12 protein-coding genes are annotated in these 16,450 nt (G+C 52.1%); 8 read left to right on the top strand and 4 right to left on the bottom strand.

The annotated features are described in order from the left end of the window. Window positions 1-117: 117 nt before the first annotated feature. Complete coding sequence (mltF, locus tag CCY32_RS08955) at window positions 118-1,515, top strand: membrane-bound lytic murein transglycosylase MltF (RefSeq protein WP_348638940.1); 1,398 nt, start codon at window positions 118-120, stop codon at window positions 1,513-1,515. 299 nt (window positions 1,516-1,814) lie between these two features. Here mltF and tadA read toward each other — a convergent pair whose 3' ends face one another. Continuing rightward, window positions 1,815-2,327: a tRNA adenosine(34) deaminase TadA gene (tadA, locus tag CCY32_RS08960; RefSeq protein WP_088330432.1), complete on the bottom strand. Its 513-nt coding sequence runs from the start codon at window positions 2,325-2,327 to the stop codon at window positions 1,815-1,817. Window positions 2,328-2,476: 149 nt separating this feature from the next. Between tadA and CCY32_RS08965 the strand changes: the two genes are divergently transcribed. From CCY32_RS08965 to CCY32_RS08980, 4 genes are all read left to right on the top strand, one after another. Next, entirely contained in the window at window positions 2,477-2,689 is a 213-nt protein-coding gene (locus tag CCY32_RS08965) for a hypothetical protein (RefSeq protein WP_088330278.1), read from the top strand. Between the two features lie 181 nt (window positions 2,690-2,870). Then, window positions 2,871-6,140: a winged helix-turn-helix domain-containing protein gene (locus CCY32_RS08970; RefSeq protein WP_088330279.1), complete on the top strand. Its 3,270-nt coding sequence runs from the start codon at window positions 2,871-2,873 to the stop codon at window positions 6,138-6,140. 32 nt (window positions 6,141-6,172) lie between these two features. Next, a complete protein-coding gene (locus CCY32_RS08975) occupies window positions 6,173-6,544 on the top strand; it encodes a DP-EP family protein (protein ID WP_088330280.1) in 372 nt (123 codons plus the stop codon). 233 nt (window positions 6,545-6,777) lie between these two features. Beyond that, window positions 6,778-7,833, top strand: coding sequence for a diguanylate cyclase (locus tag CCY32_RS08980; protein ID WP_141096208.1), 1,056 nt, complete (start codon window positions 6,778-6,780; stop codon window positions 7,831-7,833). Between the two features lie 84 nt (window positions 7,834-7,917). On the opposite strand, the gene guaA is transcribed toward CCY32_RS08980, so the two are convergent. Both guaA and guaB read right to left on the bottom strand, forming a co-directional pair. Further along, entirely contained in the window at window positions 7,918-9,495 is a 1,578-nt protein-coding gene (gene guaA, locus CCY32_RS08985; RefSeq protein ID WP_088330281.1) for a glutamine-hydrolyzing GMP synthase, read from the bottom strand. An 86-nt stretch (window positions 9,496-9,581) separates the two neighbouring features. Next, window positions 9,582-11,051, bottom strand: a complete 1,470-nt coding sequence (guaB, locus tag CCY32_RS08990; RefSeq protein WP_088330282.1) for an IMP dehydrogenase — start codon at window positions 11,049-11,051, stop codon at window positions 9,582-9,584. Window positions 11,052-11,231: 180 nt separating this feature from the next. Between guaB and CCY32_RS08995 the strand changes: the two genes are divergently transcribed. Beyond that, the gene (locus CCY32_RS08995; protein ID WP_088330283.1) at window positions 11,232-12,176 is read left to right on the top strand and encodes a sensor domain-containing diguanylate cyclase; all 945 of its coding nucleotides are present in this window, start codon (window positions 11,232-11,234) and stop codon (window positions 12,174-12,176) included. Here CCY32_RS08995 and CCY32_RS09000 read toward each other — a convergent pair. Then, window positions 12,173-12,997 (bottom strand): hypothetical protein, encoded by an 825-nt coding sequence (locus tag CCY32_RS09000; RefSeq protein ID WP_141096209.1) that lies wholly within the window; start codon window positions 12,995-12,997, stop codon window positions 12,173-12,175. The genes CCY32_RS08995 and CCY32_RS09000 overlap by 4 nt on opposite strands. A gap of 127 nt (window positions 12,998-13,124) precedes the next feature. Here CCY32_RS09000 and CCY32_RS09005 point away from each other — a divergent pair, with 127 nt between their 5' ends. Together CCY32_RS09005 and CCY32_RS09010 are read left to right on the top strand one after the other, a co-directional pair. After that, window positions 13,125-14,450 carry a DUF3300 domain-containing protein gene (locus CCY32_RS09005; RefSeq protein WP_168171464.1) on the top strand — a complete coding sequence of 442 codons (1,326 nt, stop codon included), beginning with the start codon at window positions 13,125-13,127 and terminating at the stop codon, window positions 14,448-14,450. Between the two features lie 105 nt (window positions 14,451-14,555). Then, window positions 14,556-16,424: a DUF885 domain-containing protein gene (locus CCY32_RS09010; protein WP_088330286.1), complete on the top strand. Its 1,869-nt coding sequence runs from the start codon at window positions 14,556-14,558 to the stop codon at window positions 16,422-16,424. Window positions 16,425-16,450 lie beyond the last annotated feature (26 nt).

Below are 16,450 nucleotides of genomic sequence, written 5' to 3' on the forward strand. Positions count from 1 at the left end.
TCAAGCATCGGCAAAACCGCTTTTGCCTCTTTTACCTGTCACCTTTAACAAGACTGGCACCCATGCCCGATTTTGGTCACAATGACCCCCTGTCGATCAGATTAGAACAGGATATCCGTGCGCTTGCTCAAACCCTATCTCCACATCACTATCGCGCTGCTGCTGGGTCTATGCCTGCTATCCTGCCAGCCACAGCGCCAGCCTAATGTGCTGGAGCAAGTTGCCGAGTCCGGCGTGCTTAAAGTCGGCACCCAGTATGGACTGACCACCTATTATACCGGACCTAACGGACCTGAGGGCTTCGAATACGAACTGGTCAAAGGTTTTGCGGACTATCTGGGCGTACGCCTGGAAGTGTATCCCTTTTTTAATTTAAACCAGGCTTTTACACAGGTACAAAAGCAACAGGTACAGCTGCTTGCCGCCGGACTGTCCGTGACACCACAACGGGCGGAGGCGTTTAAATTCGGTCCGCCGTATCAGTACGTGAGTCAGAAGTTGATTTTTAAGCAAGGGGCAGAGCGGCCCCGTGGTCCTGAAGATCTCACCGGCGAGATGATTGTGGTGGCGGGGAGCAATCACACTGATACGCTCAGGCGCCTGCAGCAGCAATTTCCGCAACTTAGCTGGCAGGCCACGAATGAAATGGATAACGAAGAGCTGATGGAAGCCGTATTGCGCGAAGAATATGACTACACCATTGCCGACTCTAATATTCTTGCCATCATGCGCCGCCGTCATCCGGAACTGTCCATTGGCTTTACCCTTCAGGAGCCACAGCGGGTTGCCTGGGCCATGAGCAAAAATCAGGACGACTCGCTGCTGGCCGCGATGCTGGACTACTTCAGTACACTTTACGAAGACGGTCGACTGGCCGCTCTGGAAGACAAGTATTTTGGTCATGTCAGGCAGTTTAATTATGTGGATACCCGGTTGTTTATCCAGGCTGCTGAGCAGACCTTGCCCACATATCAGCCGCTGTTTATGCAATATGCCGACAGTATTGACTGGCGCTTGCTGGCCGCCATGAGCTACCAGGAAAGCCATTGGAATCCACGGGCTCGCTCCCCTACCGGTGTGAGAGGGTTGATGATGCTGACCTTACCCACAGCCAAGGATTTAGGGGTTACATCCCGCCTCGACCCGAAACAAAGTATTGAAGGCGGTGCCAGATATCTACAGGGTTTAGTTGAGCGGATCCCGGAGCGCATCGAATACCCTGATCGCCTGTGGTTTGCTCTGGCAGCCTACAATGTTGGCATGGGTCATCTTGAAGACGCCCGAATCCTCACCGAACGACAGGGTGGCAATCCTGACATCTGGGTCGATGTGAAATCCAGATTGCCTTTGCTGCGCCAGAAACGTTTTTATAAGACCACACGCTATGGCTATGCCAGAGGTGATGAAGCGGTAACGTATGTGGCTAATATCAGGCGATATTACGACACCCTGGTATGGCTGGACGAACAGCAGCGTTTAGGGGAGCAGCCCACGGGGGAAACTATCGGCCACTGACGATGTCAGAGGATATATCCATTAAAACAACAACAGGAGACAACATTGCGTAGACGACATCAACTCAGGGTTTCCGCCCCCCTTCGCTGTCACAGCCGTCGCCGGCTGGTTATGAAGAAGCTGCACCGGAAAATCCAACTCAGACGTCAGCAGTTCCAGGCCAGCGACATGGCACCAGGAGATATCGCGCAGGCCAGCTAGAGACTCTTTCCCCAGGCTATAAAAGGGTTATATTCCACTCTTCCGATAGCGTTATCCCGCCGGGAGGAGCTGCCATCAGCACGCATCCGCAACGTAATTTATGGTCGGTTCAGTGTCTGTTCGTTTTTTCGCTCGGCCCTTTTCTGAGCCCGGCGCCAGCGGAAAAAATCCGACAACAGCGTAGAACACGCCTCTTCTAACACGGCACCGGTCACGCTTACCTGATGGTTAAGTGCAGGATGACGGGCAATATCCATGACCGAACCACAGGCTCCGGTCTTTTTGTCCGCAGCGCCATAGACCACACGGCCGATACGCCCATGCACAATGGCACCAGCACACATGGCGCAGGGTTCCAGCGTAACGTAAAGCACCGTATCCAGCAGACGATAATTGCCGATGTGTTGCCCGGCTTCCCGGATTGCCATCATTTCTGCGTGTGCCGAGGGATCATGGTGGCCAATTGAACGGTTCCAGCCCTGACCCAACACGTCATCGCCTTTTATCAATATGGCGCCCACCGGTACTTCCCCTTCATCCCAGGCCTTTTGTGCCAGGCCCAGCGCCTTGTTCATCCAATACTCATCAGTTTGTTGTTGACTGTCGGTCATATTCACCATTACTTCGTTCAATTCACTAAAACAGTCCGTCTGTTATCGGGCGTAATTTTGTAACACAATGAAAATAATGACTTTTTCCATTGGCCTGCAGTTTGCTTTACAGGTTAGGATAACAGCATTACGAAAAAGGAAACATTGCTATGAATATTACTGCCATCGCCATTGTCGCCATTTGTTGCTGGGCGCTTGTTGAACTGGTTAATTCGCGTAACAAAAAAGCCCCAAAATCACAAGAGTTAGACGCGTTAAAACAAGAAGTGTCAGGCCTGAAGGACAGAGTCCAGACCCTTGAAAAAATCGTCATTGATGAAAACTACGATCTGAAAAAGCAATTTGATGATCTAAAAGACTAAGCGCCATCTCACATCAAAACGCCTCCTTATCACCTGATGCTCAGTCAGCCCGTTGCAGTTTCAGGTGGTGCGGGCAAAAAAGTGGCGACCACCTCAGTTTTGCGTATAGTAAACGGCTATTAAAAATAACCAGCCGTCAGCTGGTGTTGGTCACCCCGAATCATGATGTGTTGAATGACAAGTGGAAAGTAGTCAGTTTTACTTAGGAGACTGGCAGGTATCTCCAGCCAGCAACAGCCTCAGACTGGGTAAAACCCTCAGTGTGGTTGAACCCAAAGCCATGGATGTCCTGCTACTGTTGTGCCAGCAGGCCGGTGAGGTTGTCAGTGCCGATACGCTGGTAGAACAATGCTGGGGGGCCGTGGCGGTCGGTGATAACCCCGTACACAAAGCGATCACGCAGCTGCGCAAAGCATTGGGTGACCGGGCCACCCAACCCATCTATATCGAGACCATCCGCAAACGGGGTTATCGGATCATTGCCGATGTGGTTTTTCCCCGTGATGACCAGGCCAGAGCAGAAAAAAGCCAGTGGCAGGGGGGCTCCCCTTTTCTGGGTTTGAATGCCTTTAGCGATAAAGATGCGGGCATTTTCTTTGGCCGACAATCCCAGATAGAAGAGCTGCTTCAGCGGCTCAATAGCCAGGTGAGGCGCAATCATGGCTTCTTACTGTTGCTCGGAGCCAGTGGCTCAGGAAAGTCCTCGCTCATTCATGCCGGTCTCATACCGCGCCTGACCGCCGCAACCGGTGTCGATGGCCTGGGTGTGGTGAGTGTAACCAGCACAGACTTTGCCGATGTGAGTGCCATGGATATATGGCAAAGTATCGCCAGCGCGTTACTGGACTGGGAGATTGACGCGCAACCGGTGTTTTGTGGTTTCAGCGCCCAAAGCCTTGCACTGGTACTACAGACTGACATTGAGCAGGTGTGTAACCTTTGCCAGCAAGCCATCAAAGCGCATCCGCAGTATCGCACTGCCCGGCTGATGCTGGTCCTGGATCGTCTCGAAGTCCTGCTGGACTCACCGCAGTTCAGTGATGAAGACCGTCAGGGGATGACACAGCTGATCGATGCATTGGCGCGATGCCAGGCTGTCATCGTCGTAACAGCGTGCCGCAATGATTTTTACCCTCTTCTTGCTAATTATCCTGCGCTGATGCGCGGTAAAGATCATGGTAGCCATTTCGATCTGGCTCCTCCATCCCCCCATGAACTGAGCCAGATGATTCGACTTCCCGCCATCGCGGCTCAGCTGACGTGGGGCAAGGATACGGATACCGGTATGCCTCTTGATGAGGTCCTGGTGCTGGAAGCAGCCTCACAGCCCGATGCGCTGCCCTTGCTTCAGTACACGCTGCAAGAATTATATGAACAGCGCAATGAAAATCAGCTTCAGGCCAGTGTATACCGTGAGTTAGGTGGGATTGAAGGCGCCATTGGTCACAAGGCTGAGGAAATATTTAAAGGCATGTCAGCCAACAATCAGCAGGCATTTTCTGAGGTAATGGCGCTGTTAGTTACCCTCAGTCATGATGCCAGCAATCTCACCAGTCGCACTGCACGCTGGCAAGAGCTGAACACCCCGGCACAACGGGCCTTTGTACAAACCATGGTCGACAACCGCTTGTTTGTGTCCCACTTACAGGATCAACAGGCCTGTTTTCGTCTTGCTCATGAAGCGCTCCTGCGCCGTTGGTCAAGGGTCTCAGACTGGATTAGTCAGCACAAAGACAGCCTTGCCATCCGAAGCCAGTTACATCAGCAGGCACAGAGCTGGCTGGCAGAAAATCGCAGTTCTGCCTATTTACTGGCAGACGGTAAACCGCTGCAGGAAGCCCAACGCCTGCTCCATAATCGCAGTTTCACATTGCTTGACCATGAGCAGGCACTGATTCGCGCTTCGCAGACAAAAGTCAGAAACCGTCGCTGGTTAAAGCGTGGAACCGTGACACTCTTAGCTCTGCTCACCTGTATTTCAGTTTTTATGACCTTACAAAGTCAGCATGCCCAGCATCTGGCCGAACAAAAACGTCAGGAAGCAGAGGGACTGCTCGGCTTTATGGTAGGAGAATTTGCCGACAAATTGCGCAGTGTCAAGCGCATGGATCTGTTGGATGGGATCAGTGGTAAAGCCGTCGAATACTTCAGTGCCAGTGATGAGCAGACAGATATTGCGCCGTGGTGGCTGCTTTTTGACTTGCAACCCAGCAATGAGGCCCGCTTTCAGCGCGCCCTAACACTTCAGGCTCTGGCCGAAGTGGCTTATTCACGAGGTAATAATGAAGAGGCCAGACAGAGTTTCACCGCCGCTGAGCGTCAATTGGTTAGGTTGCTGGACACCGACGTCGAACAAAGTGAACTGCTGACCATGCTTGGGGCGAATGCATTCTGGCGTGCGCAACTTGATTATGACGCCGGTCACTATGAACGGGCCAAACCCATTCTGGAAGCCTATCTACACTACAGTCAGCGCCTGTTAGCCATACAGCCACAAGACAGTCAGGCGCAACTTGAGCTTTCCTATGCGCACAACAGCCTTGGATCTCTGGCGGTAAAACAGCAGCGCTATCAGCAGGCACTCACCTCATTCCGCCATTCTCTGGCACTGAAAATTGAGCTGGCAGAGGCCGATAGCAAGAATGTTGCGCTACTGGCTGATATCGCCGACACCTATTCGTGGCTGGCTTCTGTTGCCCGGCATCTGGGTGACGCGAACGCGGCACTGAAGTATTTTACGCTTGGCAAGGAACGTCTTCAGCAGGCCCTTGATGTGCAACCAGACAATGCCTATACCCTGGAGAGCATGGCACTGGTGCTATGGCAACATGCCAACTTGCGTGAATTAACCGGTGATATCAGACAGGCTACGGCGCTTGCCAGCAATGCCCTGCACTATCTGGATAAACTGACAAACCAGGATCCGCAAAACGCCGTATGGCAGGATGACAAGCGTAAGGTTCAGCTGCTGTTGATACGTCTTAGCACCCTTATTGAAGAGACAGACACTGGCTATGCACCCAATGAAACAGACGCGCTGCTGACGCGCATCTTTACTGAAAACACGTTGACTGACTCTGACTACCTGACACTGGCCTTTATCTATCATCAGCAAAACCGGACCGAAGCCAAGCAGAAGGCGTTATACAAAAGCCGAGATTGGCTGGACACACTGAATCCAGACAGTTCCATCAGTGCCGCTATTTTCCATGCACAGTATCAGCTATTACAAGCCTTCCCGGTGCCGGGCAATCCCGATCAGTCTGCGCCGAATCAGCACTGTGAAAACGCGCGAGAGCTGCTGTTGCCCCATGCCCGCATCAGCAAAGATGCGCAACTTATTCAGTTGTTGATGGCGACCCGGCAATGTAGTGAAGAACAGCCACTTGCTGACCGGCAAGATCATACACTGAGCCCCGAGGGCATTTCAGCGTCGCCGTATTTCCACTAACCCGTACACAATACAACTAAAAGGAAAAACCAATGACAACGACCTCACCCATTCAGTTTAAAGTCAGTGTTGACATCACCACGACACCACCGCTTTTCACCATCTATGACCAGCAAGGCCATGCCACGGATGCACCGGTGGATGTTACCCAGCTGAACACCCCGGTGACCTATACCCTGCAAGATAATCAGGACAACCTAAACTTTGTCACACCAGAGATTACCGGCGATAAGTACGGCAATCTCGACCCCACGATTTCTAGTGATGGGCAAACGCTCACGCTGATGGACAGTGATAACGATAATGAAACGCTGTGCGTCAGACTCGTGGTCGTGCAAGGCGACACACATGCCCCCCGCTATGTCAGCCAGGATCCACAAATTCGTAATCGCCCACCTGCATGAACACTGCGACCTGAGGGTCAGACGCACCTGTTCTGCGATTTAGAAAGCGCAAAAAAAAGACGCCGGCGGCGTCTTTTTATCCTTCCGCTCTCAAGAAGTCTTTGTGAGAAGTCTATTTTTATCCTTACTTTTCAGTATGTTAAATCAGAAGGTTGGCGGAAGGTTTACCTTAAATAAAATGCGTACGCTTTGCCTGAGATGACATTGAACCATTGACAGGCTAAGGAAACATTATGCGTACTCATCATAACAACAACACTGAGATCCCGGCATATTCATCAAACCACCTTAACGACATTCAGGCGTTATCATTAAAAGCCTCCGCCCAAGTGCATCAGCTTCAGCACGCTGCACCTTCCAGCTATTCTCCCCAGCAACATGGGCTGAACACCGAGCAGGGCTCACTGGCCACCATGATCAATTTCATGAGTGAAGGCATTGTCGTGCTAAACACCTCTGCCAGCATTGAGATGATTAATCCGGTTGCCGCCAATTTACTCGGCGAATCGCGTGCCGCTTTGCTGGGGCGTAACTTGCTCTCGCTCATGGGGGAACACTATGCAGAAGAATATCATTGCCTGTTCAATGAACTGCGCGCAGACAAGAGCATAAAACTCAACCATGGCCCCAAGGAGGTGACCTTTTACCGAAGCAATGGCAAATCCCTTGCGGCAGACCTTTCTCTTTCCAGTGTTCCGGACATTTTCGCCTTTGATGATGTTTATCTGGTGGGTGTAATTCACGACCTGACGGCCCACAAAACAGAGTTTGGCCGTTTACAACGACTTGCCCGAACCGATTATCTGACCGGTTTATCCAATCGCCATCGCTTTGCAGAGGCATTAGCCGAGAGCTGGCAGATGTGCACCCGTGATAACCTGCCCCTGAGCATGTTACTAATTGACGTAGATTACTTTAAGCGTTTTAACGATGAACATGGTCATATTCAGGGAGATAAATGCCTGCAAAAAATCGCCAATGTCATTGACCTGTGCCTGCCAGCCCGCGACTGTGTCGCCGCACGTTATGGCGGCGAAGAGTTTGCCGTGTTATTACCGCGCTGCTCAACCCGGGTCGCCCAGTTGATTGCAATCCGGATGAACCGTCATATCGCTGAGCTGGATTTCACTGAGCTTAACTTATCTGCTGATGCCCCGGTCACGGTGAGCATTGGTGTAGCCTGTCAGCAGAACCAACGCTTTCACAACTCTGAAGCGCTGATTTGCGCGGCCGATGCCGCCCTCTATACCGCCAAGGCCGATGGGCGCAACCGCATTCATTGCAATTAAATACATTGCCCCAAATAAACAAAAAGCCCGCAATCATACTAATGATCGCGGGCGTACAACTGCGTTATTGGCTGTTAACTGGGGTTATTCCCACTCTATGGTGGCCGGAGGCTTGCCGGAGATGTCATAGACCACGCGAGAGATACCATTAATCTCATTGATAATGCGGTTAGACACCTTGCCCAGGAACTCATATGGCAGGTGTGCCCAGCGCGCTGTCATAAAATCGATGGTCTCTACAGCACGCAGTGATACAACCCAGTCATACTTGCGGGCGTCACCCATTACCCCTACCGAGCGCACTGGCAGGAATACGGCAAAGGCCTGACTGACCTTGTGATACAAATCGGCCTTGTGCAGCTCTTCGATAAAAATGGCATCGGCGCGACGCAGCAGATCGCAGTATTCCTTTTTGACCTCGGCCAGTACACGCACCCCTAAACCGGGTCCCGGGAATGGGTGACGATAAAGCATGTCATAAGGTAAGCCCAGCTCCAGACCGATTTTACGCACTTCATCCTTGAACAGCTCTCTCAGCGGTTCAACCAGCTTCATTTGCATATTGTCAGGTAAGCCCCCCACGTTATGGTGAGACTTAATAACATGAGCCTTGCCCGTGGCAGAACCGGCAGACTCAATCACGTCCGGGTAAATGGTGCCCTGAGCCAGCCATTTGGCATTGGTCAGTTTACCTGCTTCCTCGTCAAAAACTTCGATAAAGCTGTTGCCGATGGCTTTACGTTTCAGCTCAGGATCTTCAACCCCTGCCAACGCATCCAGAAAACGCTGCTCAGCGTCAATCTTGATAATATTGAGACCAAAGTGGTCACCAAACATATCCATCACCTGCTTGCCCTCATTGAGGCGTAGCAAGCCATTATCCACGAATACACAGGTCAGCTGTTTGCCGATGGCCTGGTGCAATAACATCGCAGTGACCGAAGAGTCCACGCCACCGGACAGCCCCAGGATCACCTCGTCCTCTCCCACCTGCTCGCGGATCCGTTCCACGGCATCTTCAATGATGGACGCCGGTGTCCACAGCTTTTCACAGCCACAAATATCCGACACAAAGTGTTCAAGCATTCTCAAGCCCTGGCGGGTATGGGTCACTTCAGGATGGAACTGTACGCCGTAGAACTGCTTGTCCTGATGCACCATCGCCGCGAAGGCACAGCTGTCAGTTTTAGCCAGCGTTTCAAACCCCTGGGGAATGGCACTGACCTTGTCGCCATGACTCATCCACACATCCAGCAAGGCATTGCCGTTTTCGCCGACATGATCCTCAATGTGGCTTAAAAAGGGAGAAGGTTTCACCACCTCTACCTGAGCATAACCAAACTCGCGGATATCCGAACCCTGTACGGCGCCACCCAGTTGCGCGGCCATCGTCTGCATGCCATAGCAAATGCCCAATACCGGCACACCGGCCTCGAAAACATAGTCAGGGGCGCGGGGAGAGTCGGGTAAGGTAACCGATTCGGGACCACCTGAGAGAATGATCCCCTGAGGATTAAATTCACGGATTTGCGCCTCACTCACGTCCCAGGCCCACAGTTCACAATAGACGCCAATTTCGCGGATTCGACGGGCAATGAGTTGAGTATACTGAGATCCGAAATCCAGAATCAGGATACGATGGTCATGGATGTTTGTGGTCATGGAGTTTCCTGGCAAAGCCGTTTTTGTTACTACGAATTGATACGAAAAGGCCGGCACTCAGAGGCGTGCCGGCGACTCAATGGGATTTAGCCCAAACGATAGTTTGGTGCTTCTTTGGTGATCGACACATCATGAACGTGAGACTCACCCATGCCCGCAGCACTGACCCGCACAAAGCGCGCCTTGGTGCCCAGCTCTTCAATGGTGGCACAACCGGTCAGACCCATGGCACTGCGCAGTCCACCCATTTGCTGGTGAATGATGTTGGCAATAGGGCCTTTATAAGCCACGCGTCCTTCTATGCCCTCTGGTACCAGCTTTTCAGCATTGTCACCATCCTGGAAATAGCGATCGGACGATCCATGGCTCTGATTCATCGCACCCAGCGAACCCATACCCCGGTATGACTTGAAGTACCGGCCCTGATACAGTTCGACTTCACCTGGTGCCTCTTCTGTTCCGGCGAGCATACTGCCCACCATCACACAGCTTGCTCCGGCGGCCAGCGCCTTGGCAATATCACCGGAAAAACGTATTCCACCATCGGCAATAACGGGTATGCCGGTGCCTTTGAGACCCTCAACGGCATCCGCTACGGCGGTGATCTGAGGCACACCACAACCGGTTACGATTCTGGTGGTACAAATAGAGCCTGGGCCGATACCCACTTTCACCGCGTCCACGCCCGCTTCAGCCAGGGCCTTAGCGCCCTCTGCTGTGGCAACATTGCCTGCGATCAGTTGCAGTTCCGGATAATCTTCCCGCACCCGAGTAACGCGGTCGATGACGCCTTGTGAATGTCCATGAGAGGTATCGATCAGCAGAATGTCCACGCCGGCTTCAACCAGCAGTTTAATGCGCTCATCTGTACCCGCACCCACGCCTACCGCGGCGCCCACACGCAGACGGCCAAGTTTATCTTTACAGGCGTTGGGTTTACTTTCGGCTTTCTGGAAGTCTTTTACCGTAATAAGCCCTTTGAGCTTAAAGGCATCATCCACTACCAGGATTTTTTCAATACGGTGTTCATGCATCAGCGCCAGAACCTCGTCAGAGCTGGCACCTTCTTTGACAGTCACCAAGCGCTCTTTGGGTGTCATCACGTTGCTGATCGCCATACCATGATTATTTTCAAAGCGCAGATCGCGACCGGTAACAATGCCAACGAGGTTGTTTTCAGCGTCCACTACCGGAAAACCAGAATAACCATGTTGCAGGCTAAGGGCATTGATCTCGCGAATGGTCGCATGGGGGTTGACGGTTATAGGGTCTGAGACCACGCCGCTCTCATACTTTTTCACCTGGCGGACATGGCTGGCCTGCTGTTCTGCCGTCATGTTTTTGTGGATAAAACCTATCCCCCCTTCCTGCGCCAGGGCAATGGCAAGACGGGCCTCACTGACCGTGTCCATCGCCGCCGAGATAAGCGGAATATTCAACTCCACATCACGGGTGACGCGGGTTTTTAAACTGGCAGTATGGGGGAGGACAGTGGAATGACCGGGAACTAACAGTACGTCATCGAAAGTCAGGGCTTCTTTTTCGATTCTGAGCATGGCAACAACACCTTTAGAATGGGGCTTTAGTTGCGGCGCAATTGTAGCCGTTTTGCCCTTTTGGGTAAACCAAATTCCGCCTTAAAACACAAGTTTTTATACAAATAATCGTCACATTCGAAAAAGGATGCCGTTTACTAGATCCAGGTCAAGGGTGTTATTAACAACTCAGATACAATAATGAACAAAGACGCAATATCTGGTCACGATGTAATGGATGTTTCTTCTCCCCTTCAGACCTTCGAAATCCTGCTACAGGCATTACCGGATGCCACACTGGTCATCGATCGCCGCGCTCAAATCGCCATGTGTAATGAGCAGGTCAGTGATCTTCTGGGATATCGGCAAACAGAGCTAATCAACCAGCCTGTTCACCTGCTAGTGCCGGATGCTCAGCGCGGCCAACATCAACAACATGTTGCTCAATATCTGGCCCAACCAAATCGGCGATCCATGGGAGAAGTGATGTCCCTGTATGCACAACACAAACAGGGGCAGCAGATACCCGTAGATATCATGCTCAGTCCCTTGTCGCTGAATGGCCAGGATTGGGTAATCTGCTCGATTCGGGATATCAGCAAACTCAAAAACTTGCAGTCAAAACTGGAGCAGGCTCTTGAACAGGAAAAGCGACTGGCCCGAATGGACTCGCTCACCAAAATTGCCAATCGCCGGGCATTTTATGAAGTGGCCGCTAAAGAGCGCGATCGCAGCCAACGCCACAAACTGGTGTTTACACTGGTCTATATTGATTTGGACAACTTTAAGACAGTCAATGACAGCTTTGGTCATGCCACCGGCGATACATTGCTCCAGACTGTCGCCTCAACCATCAACAAAGCCATCCGCAGTTCAGATTTATTGGCCCGCCTGGGCGGCGATGAATTTGGCATTGTGCTCCCCGAAACCGATCAGAAACTGGCGCAGAAGCTGGTGGCCCGATTGCTTGAAAAATTGCGTACAGCCATGGCTGCGCAGCAGTGGCCGGTGACCTTCAGCGTTGGCGTTTTAACCTGTCACCACACCAGTGCTGCGCTGGATGAGCTGATGAAAAAGGTAGACAGCCTGATGTATCAGATTAAGCATCAGGGCAAAAATGCCATATTATATTGTACCGCCCCCTAACCTTTGTTTGCATAAGGCTGATACAACACCTCCCGGGCCTTTTCCTGGGTAAATTGTTCATACAAGTCGGTGAAAATCCGGCTCTTTGAGAGACGGTCAAATGACGCCAGAACCTCCTCTATGCGCTCATCCTGCAATCGGCAACATACTTGGTAGCGCGCGACCAGTTCCACAACAGAAGGACGCTGTTGTGCTGCCAACTGCTGCTCTGCCAGCACAAAAAACCAGGCACTGCCCCAATATGCTGACGCATAGTGGCCCTGGCTAAGTAACTGACGAGCGATAGCGGCCACGCTATGGTCACTGTTAAACCAGCGCATATGGTCGTGCACCTTATCCCTGTAACGCTGCTCAGGAGACACCGCCAACAGGCCAGCCCGTGACATGATCTGATATTGCATAAAACTGGCAAAACCTTCTGCAAACCAGGCCTGCTGACTACCCAGGTAAGGTAACGCCAGGTGACTGAGCTCATGATAAAGCGTCCAGTCATCAATAAACTGCGCCAATGAGAAACGCACATCCACATACAGATGCACAGATTGTTTGCCTGCTCGCCAGGTGTTTGCCCAGGGCACAGGCTGCCCGGCAGTACGAGGATAAAGATGGAAATACACGGTAAAAGGATAGTCCCCCAGCACCTTGGCGGTTTCTGATACACCGTGTTCCAGCCACTGAATTAATTGCTGCTGCTTTTGCACCGTGAAGCGCTTTTCACCTTCAACACGAAAAGCATCCTGACTGTGCACAGAGTATGAAAAGCCCATCAGGCAAAGGCACAGCCAGGCACAACCAAGTGGCAATCCGGTTGGTCTACGCATGCTGACTCCAGTTCGGCGAATACGCCATTTTTACAGCCGGATCCGATGTTTGGTTCACCTGCAGTTCAGCCAGGGTTAAGCCCCGTTGCCCTATAACCAAAGTGAAAGCCAATAAATGGATACTGTTATGAATATCTTAGCGTACTGGAAAGCCCATTTGCGGTTACTCATCATTCTGTTGCTGGCGTTTGGTCTGATCTTCGTGACTCAGGCAAAGGCGTCAGAGCAAACACAGGACGATGCCAGCATCGATAGCCTGCTCGCACCGGTGGCACTGTACCCGGACACGCTGCTATCTCATATCCTTATTGCTGCGAGCTATCCCCTTGAAGTGGTTCAGGCTTCTCGCTGGCAAAAGCGTCATCAGCACCTCGATCCAACAGACATTATCGATGCAGCGGAAGAGCAGGACTGGGATCCCAGCGTCAAAGCCTTGCTGCCCTTTGAAGATATCCTCACACGGATGAGTGAAGACCTGGAATGGACCCAGGCTCTGGGTGAATTCTTTGTGGCGGATGAAGAACGGGTGTTAGCCCGCATTCAGGTGCTGCGCCAACATGCCTATAAGGCCGGCAACCTGTCTTCAAACAGCAATGTTAAGGTCGAGTCTGACGCTGAGGTGATCCGAATTGAAACGGTGCGCAGAGAAGTGGTCTACGTGCCTTACTATGATACACGGGTTGTTTATGGTGACTGGTGGTGGGCCCATCACAGACCACATTATTGGCATCACCCTTACAGCTATGCGACGGTGAATATTGTCTGGGGGCCACGCATCCATGTACGTCCCTACTTTTATTTCAGTAACTTCCACTGGCATAACCACTATGTGGTGGTTAATCGCCCCTATTTCTATCAGCGGCCAAAACACTATTCCCGCCAAACCCTGATCATTCGCGATGGCAAGCGCTGGCAGCATCAGTACAAACATCGTCGTGGGGTGCGTTATGATAACCCGGTTGTACACAGAAAGGTGACGGACCGCCAAACCAGTCTGAGTCGGGAAGTAGCCCCCAGGCACAGAGTTGAAGGTAAAATAGCATCAAAAGTGGTGCGCTCAAGTGAATCGGCAAACCATCATAAGGCACTCAGAGACTCCCTGCACAAGCAGTCCAGGGCCGAGCATGCTCGCAGCTCCTCCTCTGAATCAGGGCAGTCTCAGCGGGCGCGAACCACTGAATCTCCCTCAGCCAGAACGGATGTGCTGCGCCATTCCCGTAAAGAATCCACAGGCGTGCAAAATCGTCAGGGCCGGTCACAGGCCACGCCTCAACCTAAAAAGGTTACAAATAACCATGCCGGTGCACGCAGTACCGGTCACAAACAGGTAATACGCCATGCCCGGGATTCACATGGGACATCGTATAAACGTGCAGATAGCCTATCCACCAAGCATGTCAGAAACACGGGCAGCCATCGTGACAAGGATACGGGTCGGATACAGCGGCGCTAAGTACATATCCATCAGATAAAATTGGCAGGTTTTACGATCAGAACCATGCCTTTTTGTCTGCAAAGAGAGTAAGTTAGGCATACTTACACTCCATGGATTCATCTAATGTACTCAAAAAGTCTTATCAGTTGTGTGGTTGCCCTGGCTCTGGCCGGCTGCCAGCCTAATTCAACCCCACAGGGCAATACCGGGCAGGAACAAATCAGCGCAACGGCCACCCAACAACAGGATGTCAGAGCGCAGATTGAGGAATATACCCGCCAGTTTCTGGCACTTCAGCCGGCACTGGCAACCATGCTGGATATTCCTCAGGAGATGGTGGGCGGCGCGTATCATCACCGCTTACCCGACTATTCTGCACAGGGCATGCGCGAAGTGCAGCAGCAGATGACAGAAGCGCTGGCGTCCTTGCAACAAGTGGATACACAACAGCTGGATGACGCCACCCGCCAGCATGTGGAGATTGTTAAAGTGATTCTGGCGTATTTTTCAGGAGACCCCGATTTCAGCGCCGGCTATATCGACACCTGGGCGGGGCATTTACCCTACATTATTAATCAAATCTCAGGACCCCTGATCGACATTCCCAAGCTGATGCAGGTACAGCAACCTGTTACCAATGCCGAACAGGCTGAAGCCTATCTACAACGCCTTGCAGCGCTGGAGCAGATGACATTTCAGGTTACAGAAAAATTCCAGCAGGATCTGAGTCAGGGCATTCGCCTGCCCGCCAAACTGATCCCTGGGACACTGAATTACTTCGATCGCTTCCTTGGCGTTGCGCCAGCCGAACATGCCCTGGTGACCAGTTTTGCCGAGCGCCTGGAAAAGGTCGAGGCGCTGGCAGATAACCGCCAGGCGCTAGTGGACCAGGCCACCGATATTGTAAAAAGCAAAATTTACCCTGCCTATGCCCAGGCTCGCCAGGTTGTGGCGGATTCCGCAGAACAAGCGCCCAACGATGATGGGATCTGGACTCAACCAGGGGGTGCAGGTTTTTATCAGCATGCGCTCACCTATTTGGGTGACACCAAGATGAGTGCTGAAGCGGTTCACCAGACCGGTCTGGATGAGGTTGCCAGAATCAGTCAGGAAATGGATACCATACTCAAGGCCAATGGCTATGAGCAGGGCACCGTGGGAGAGCGCATGGTGGCGCTTGCTCAGGAGCCTGAGTTCTTATTCGCAGATTCAGACGAGGGGCGTCAGGCTTTGCTTGATTCACTCAATGTTGAAATCGACGCCATCATGGAAATTGCGCCATCATTATTTGCCACGATTCCCAGTCAATCGGTAGAGGTAAGGCGTATCCCTGAGGTATCGGAAAAAGGTGAAGCCGGTGGATTTTATACACCGCCGTCCATGGACGGTTCGCGACCAGGTATCTACTGGATCAACCTGCGTGACATGTCCGCTGTGCCCAGTTTTGGCCTGAAAACGCTGACGTATCATGAGGCCGTACCCGGTCATCACTTTCAGATAGCGTTGAATATGGCCCAACCCGATATTGGCCTGATGCGTCAAAATGCCCCTTTTAATGCCTTTGTTGAGGGCTGGGCCCTGTATTCAGAATTGGTGGCAAAAGAAATGGGATTGTACCAGGACGACCCTTTTGGTGATCTGGGACGTTTGCAGGCTGAACTCTATCGGGCGGTGAGACTGGTGGTAGATACGGGGCTGCATGCCAAAAAATGGACCCGTGAGCAGGCAATCGACTATTTCCACACCGCCACCGGTACCTCAATGACTGATGTGGTTGCCGAAGTTGAGCGCTACATGGCCTGGCCGGGACAGGCTCTTGGCTACAAGTTGGGGATGCTGAAACTGGTGGAGTTACGGAAGATGGCCAAAGAGGCACTGGGCGAGCAATTTGATATCAAAGCCTTCCACGACCTGATCTTGCTACCCGGAGCCCGTCCCATGAGTATTGTCGAGCAGGATGTCAAAAACTGGATAGCTGAAAACCAGCAATAAGTACAACGACACAGAGTTCACAGTGA

The sequence above is a fragment of the Lacimicrobium sp. SS2-24 genome, assembly GCF_002201535.1.
Lineage (GTDB): Bacteria > Pseudomonadota > Gammaproteobacteria > Enterobacterales > Alteromonadaceae > Lacimicrobium.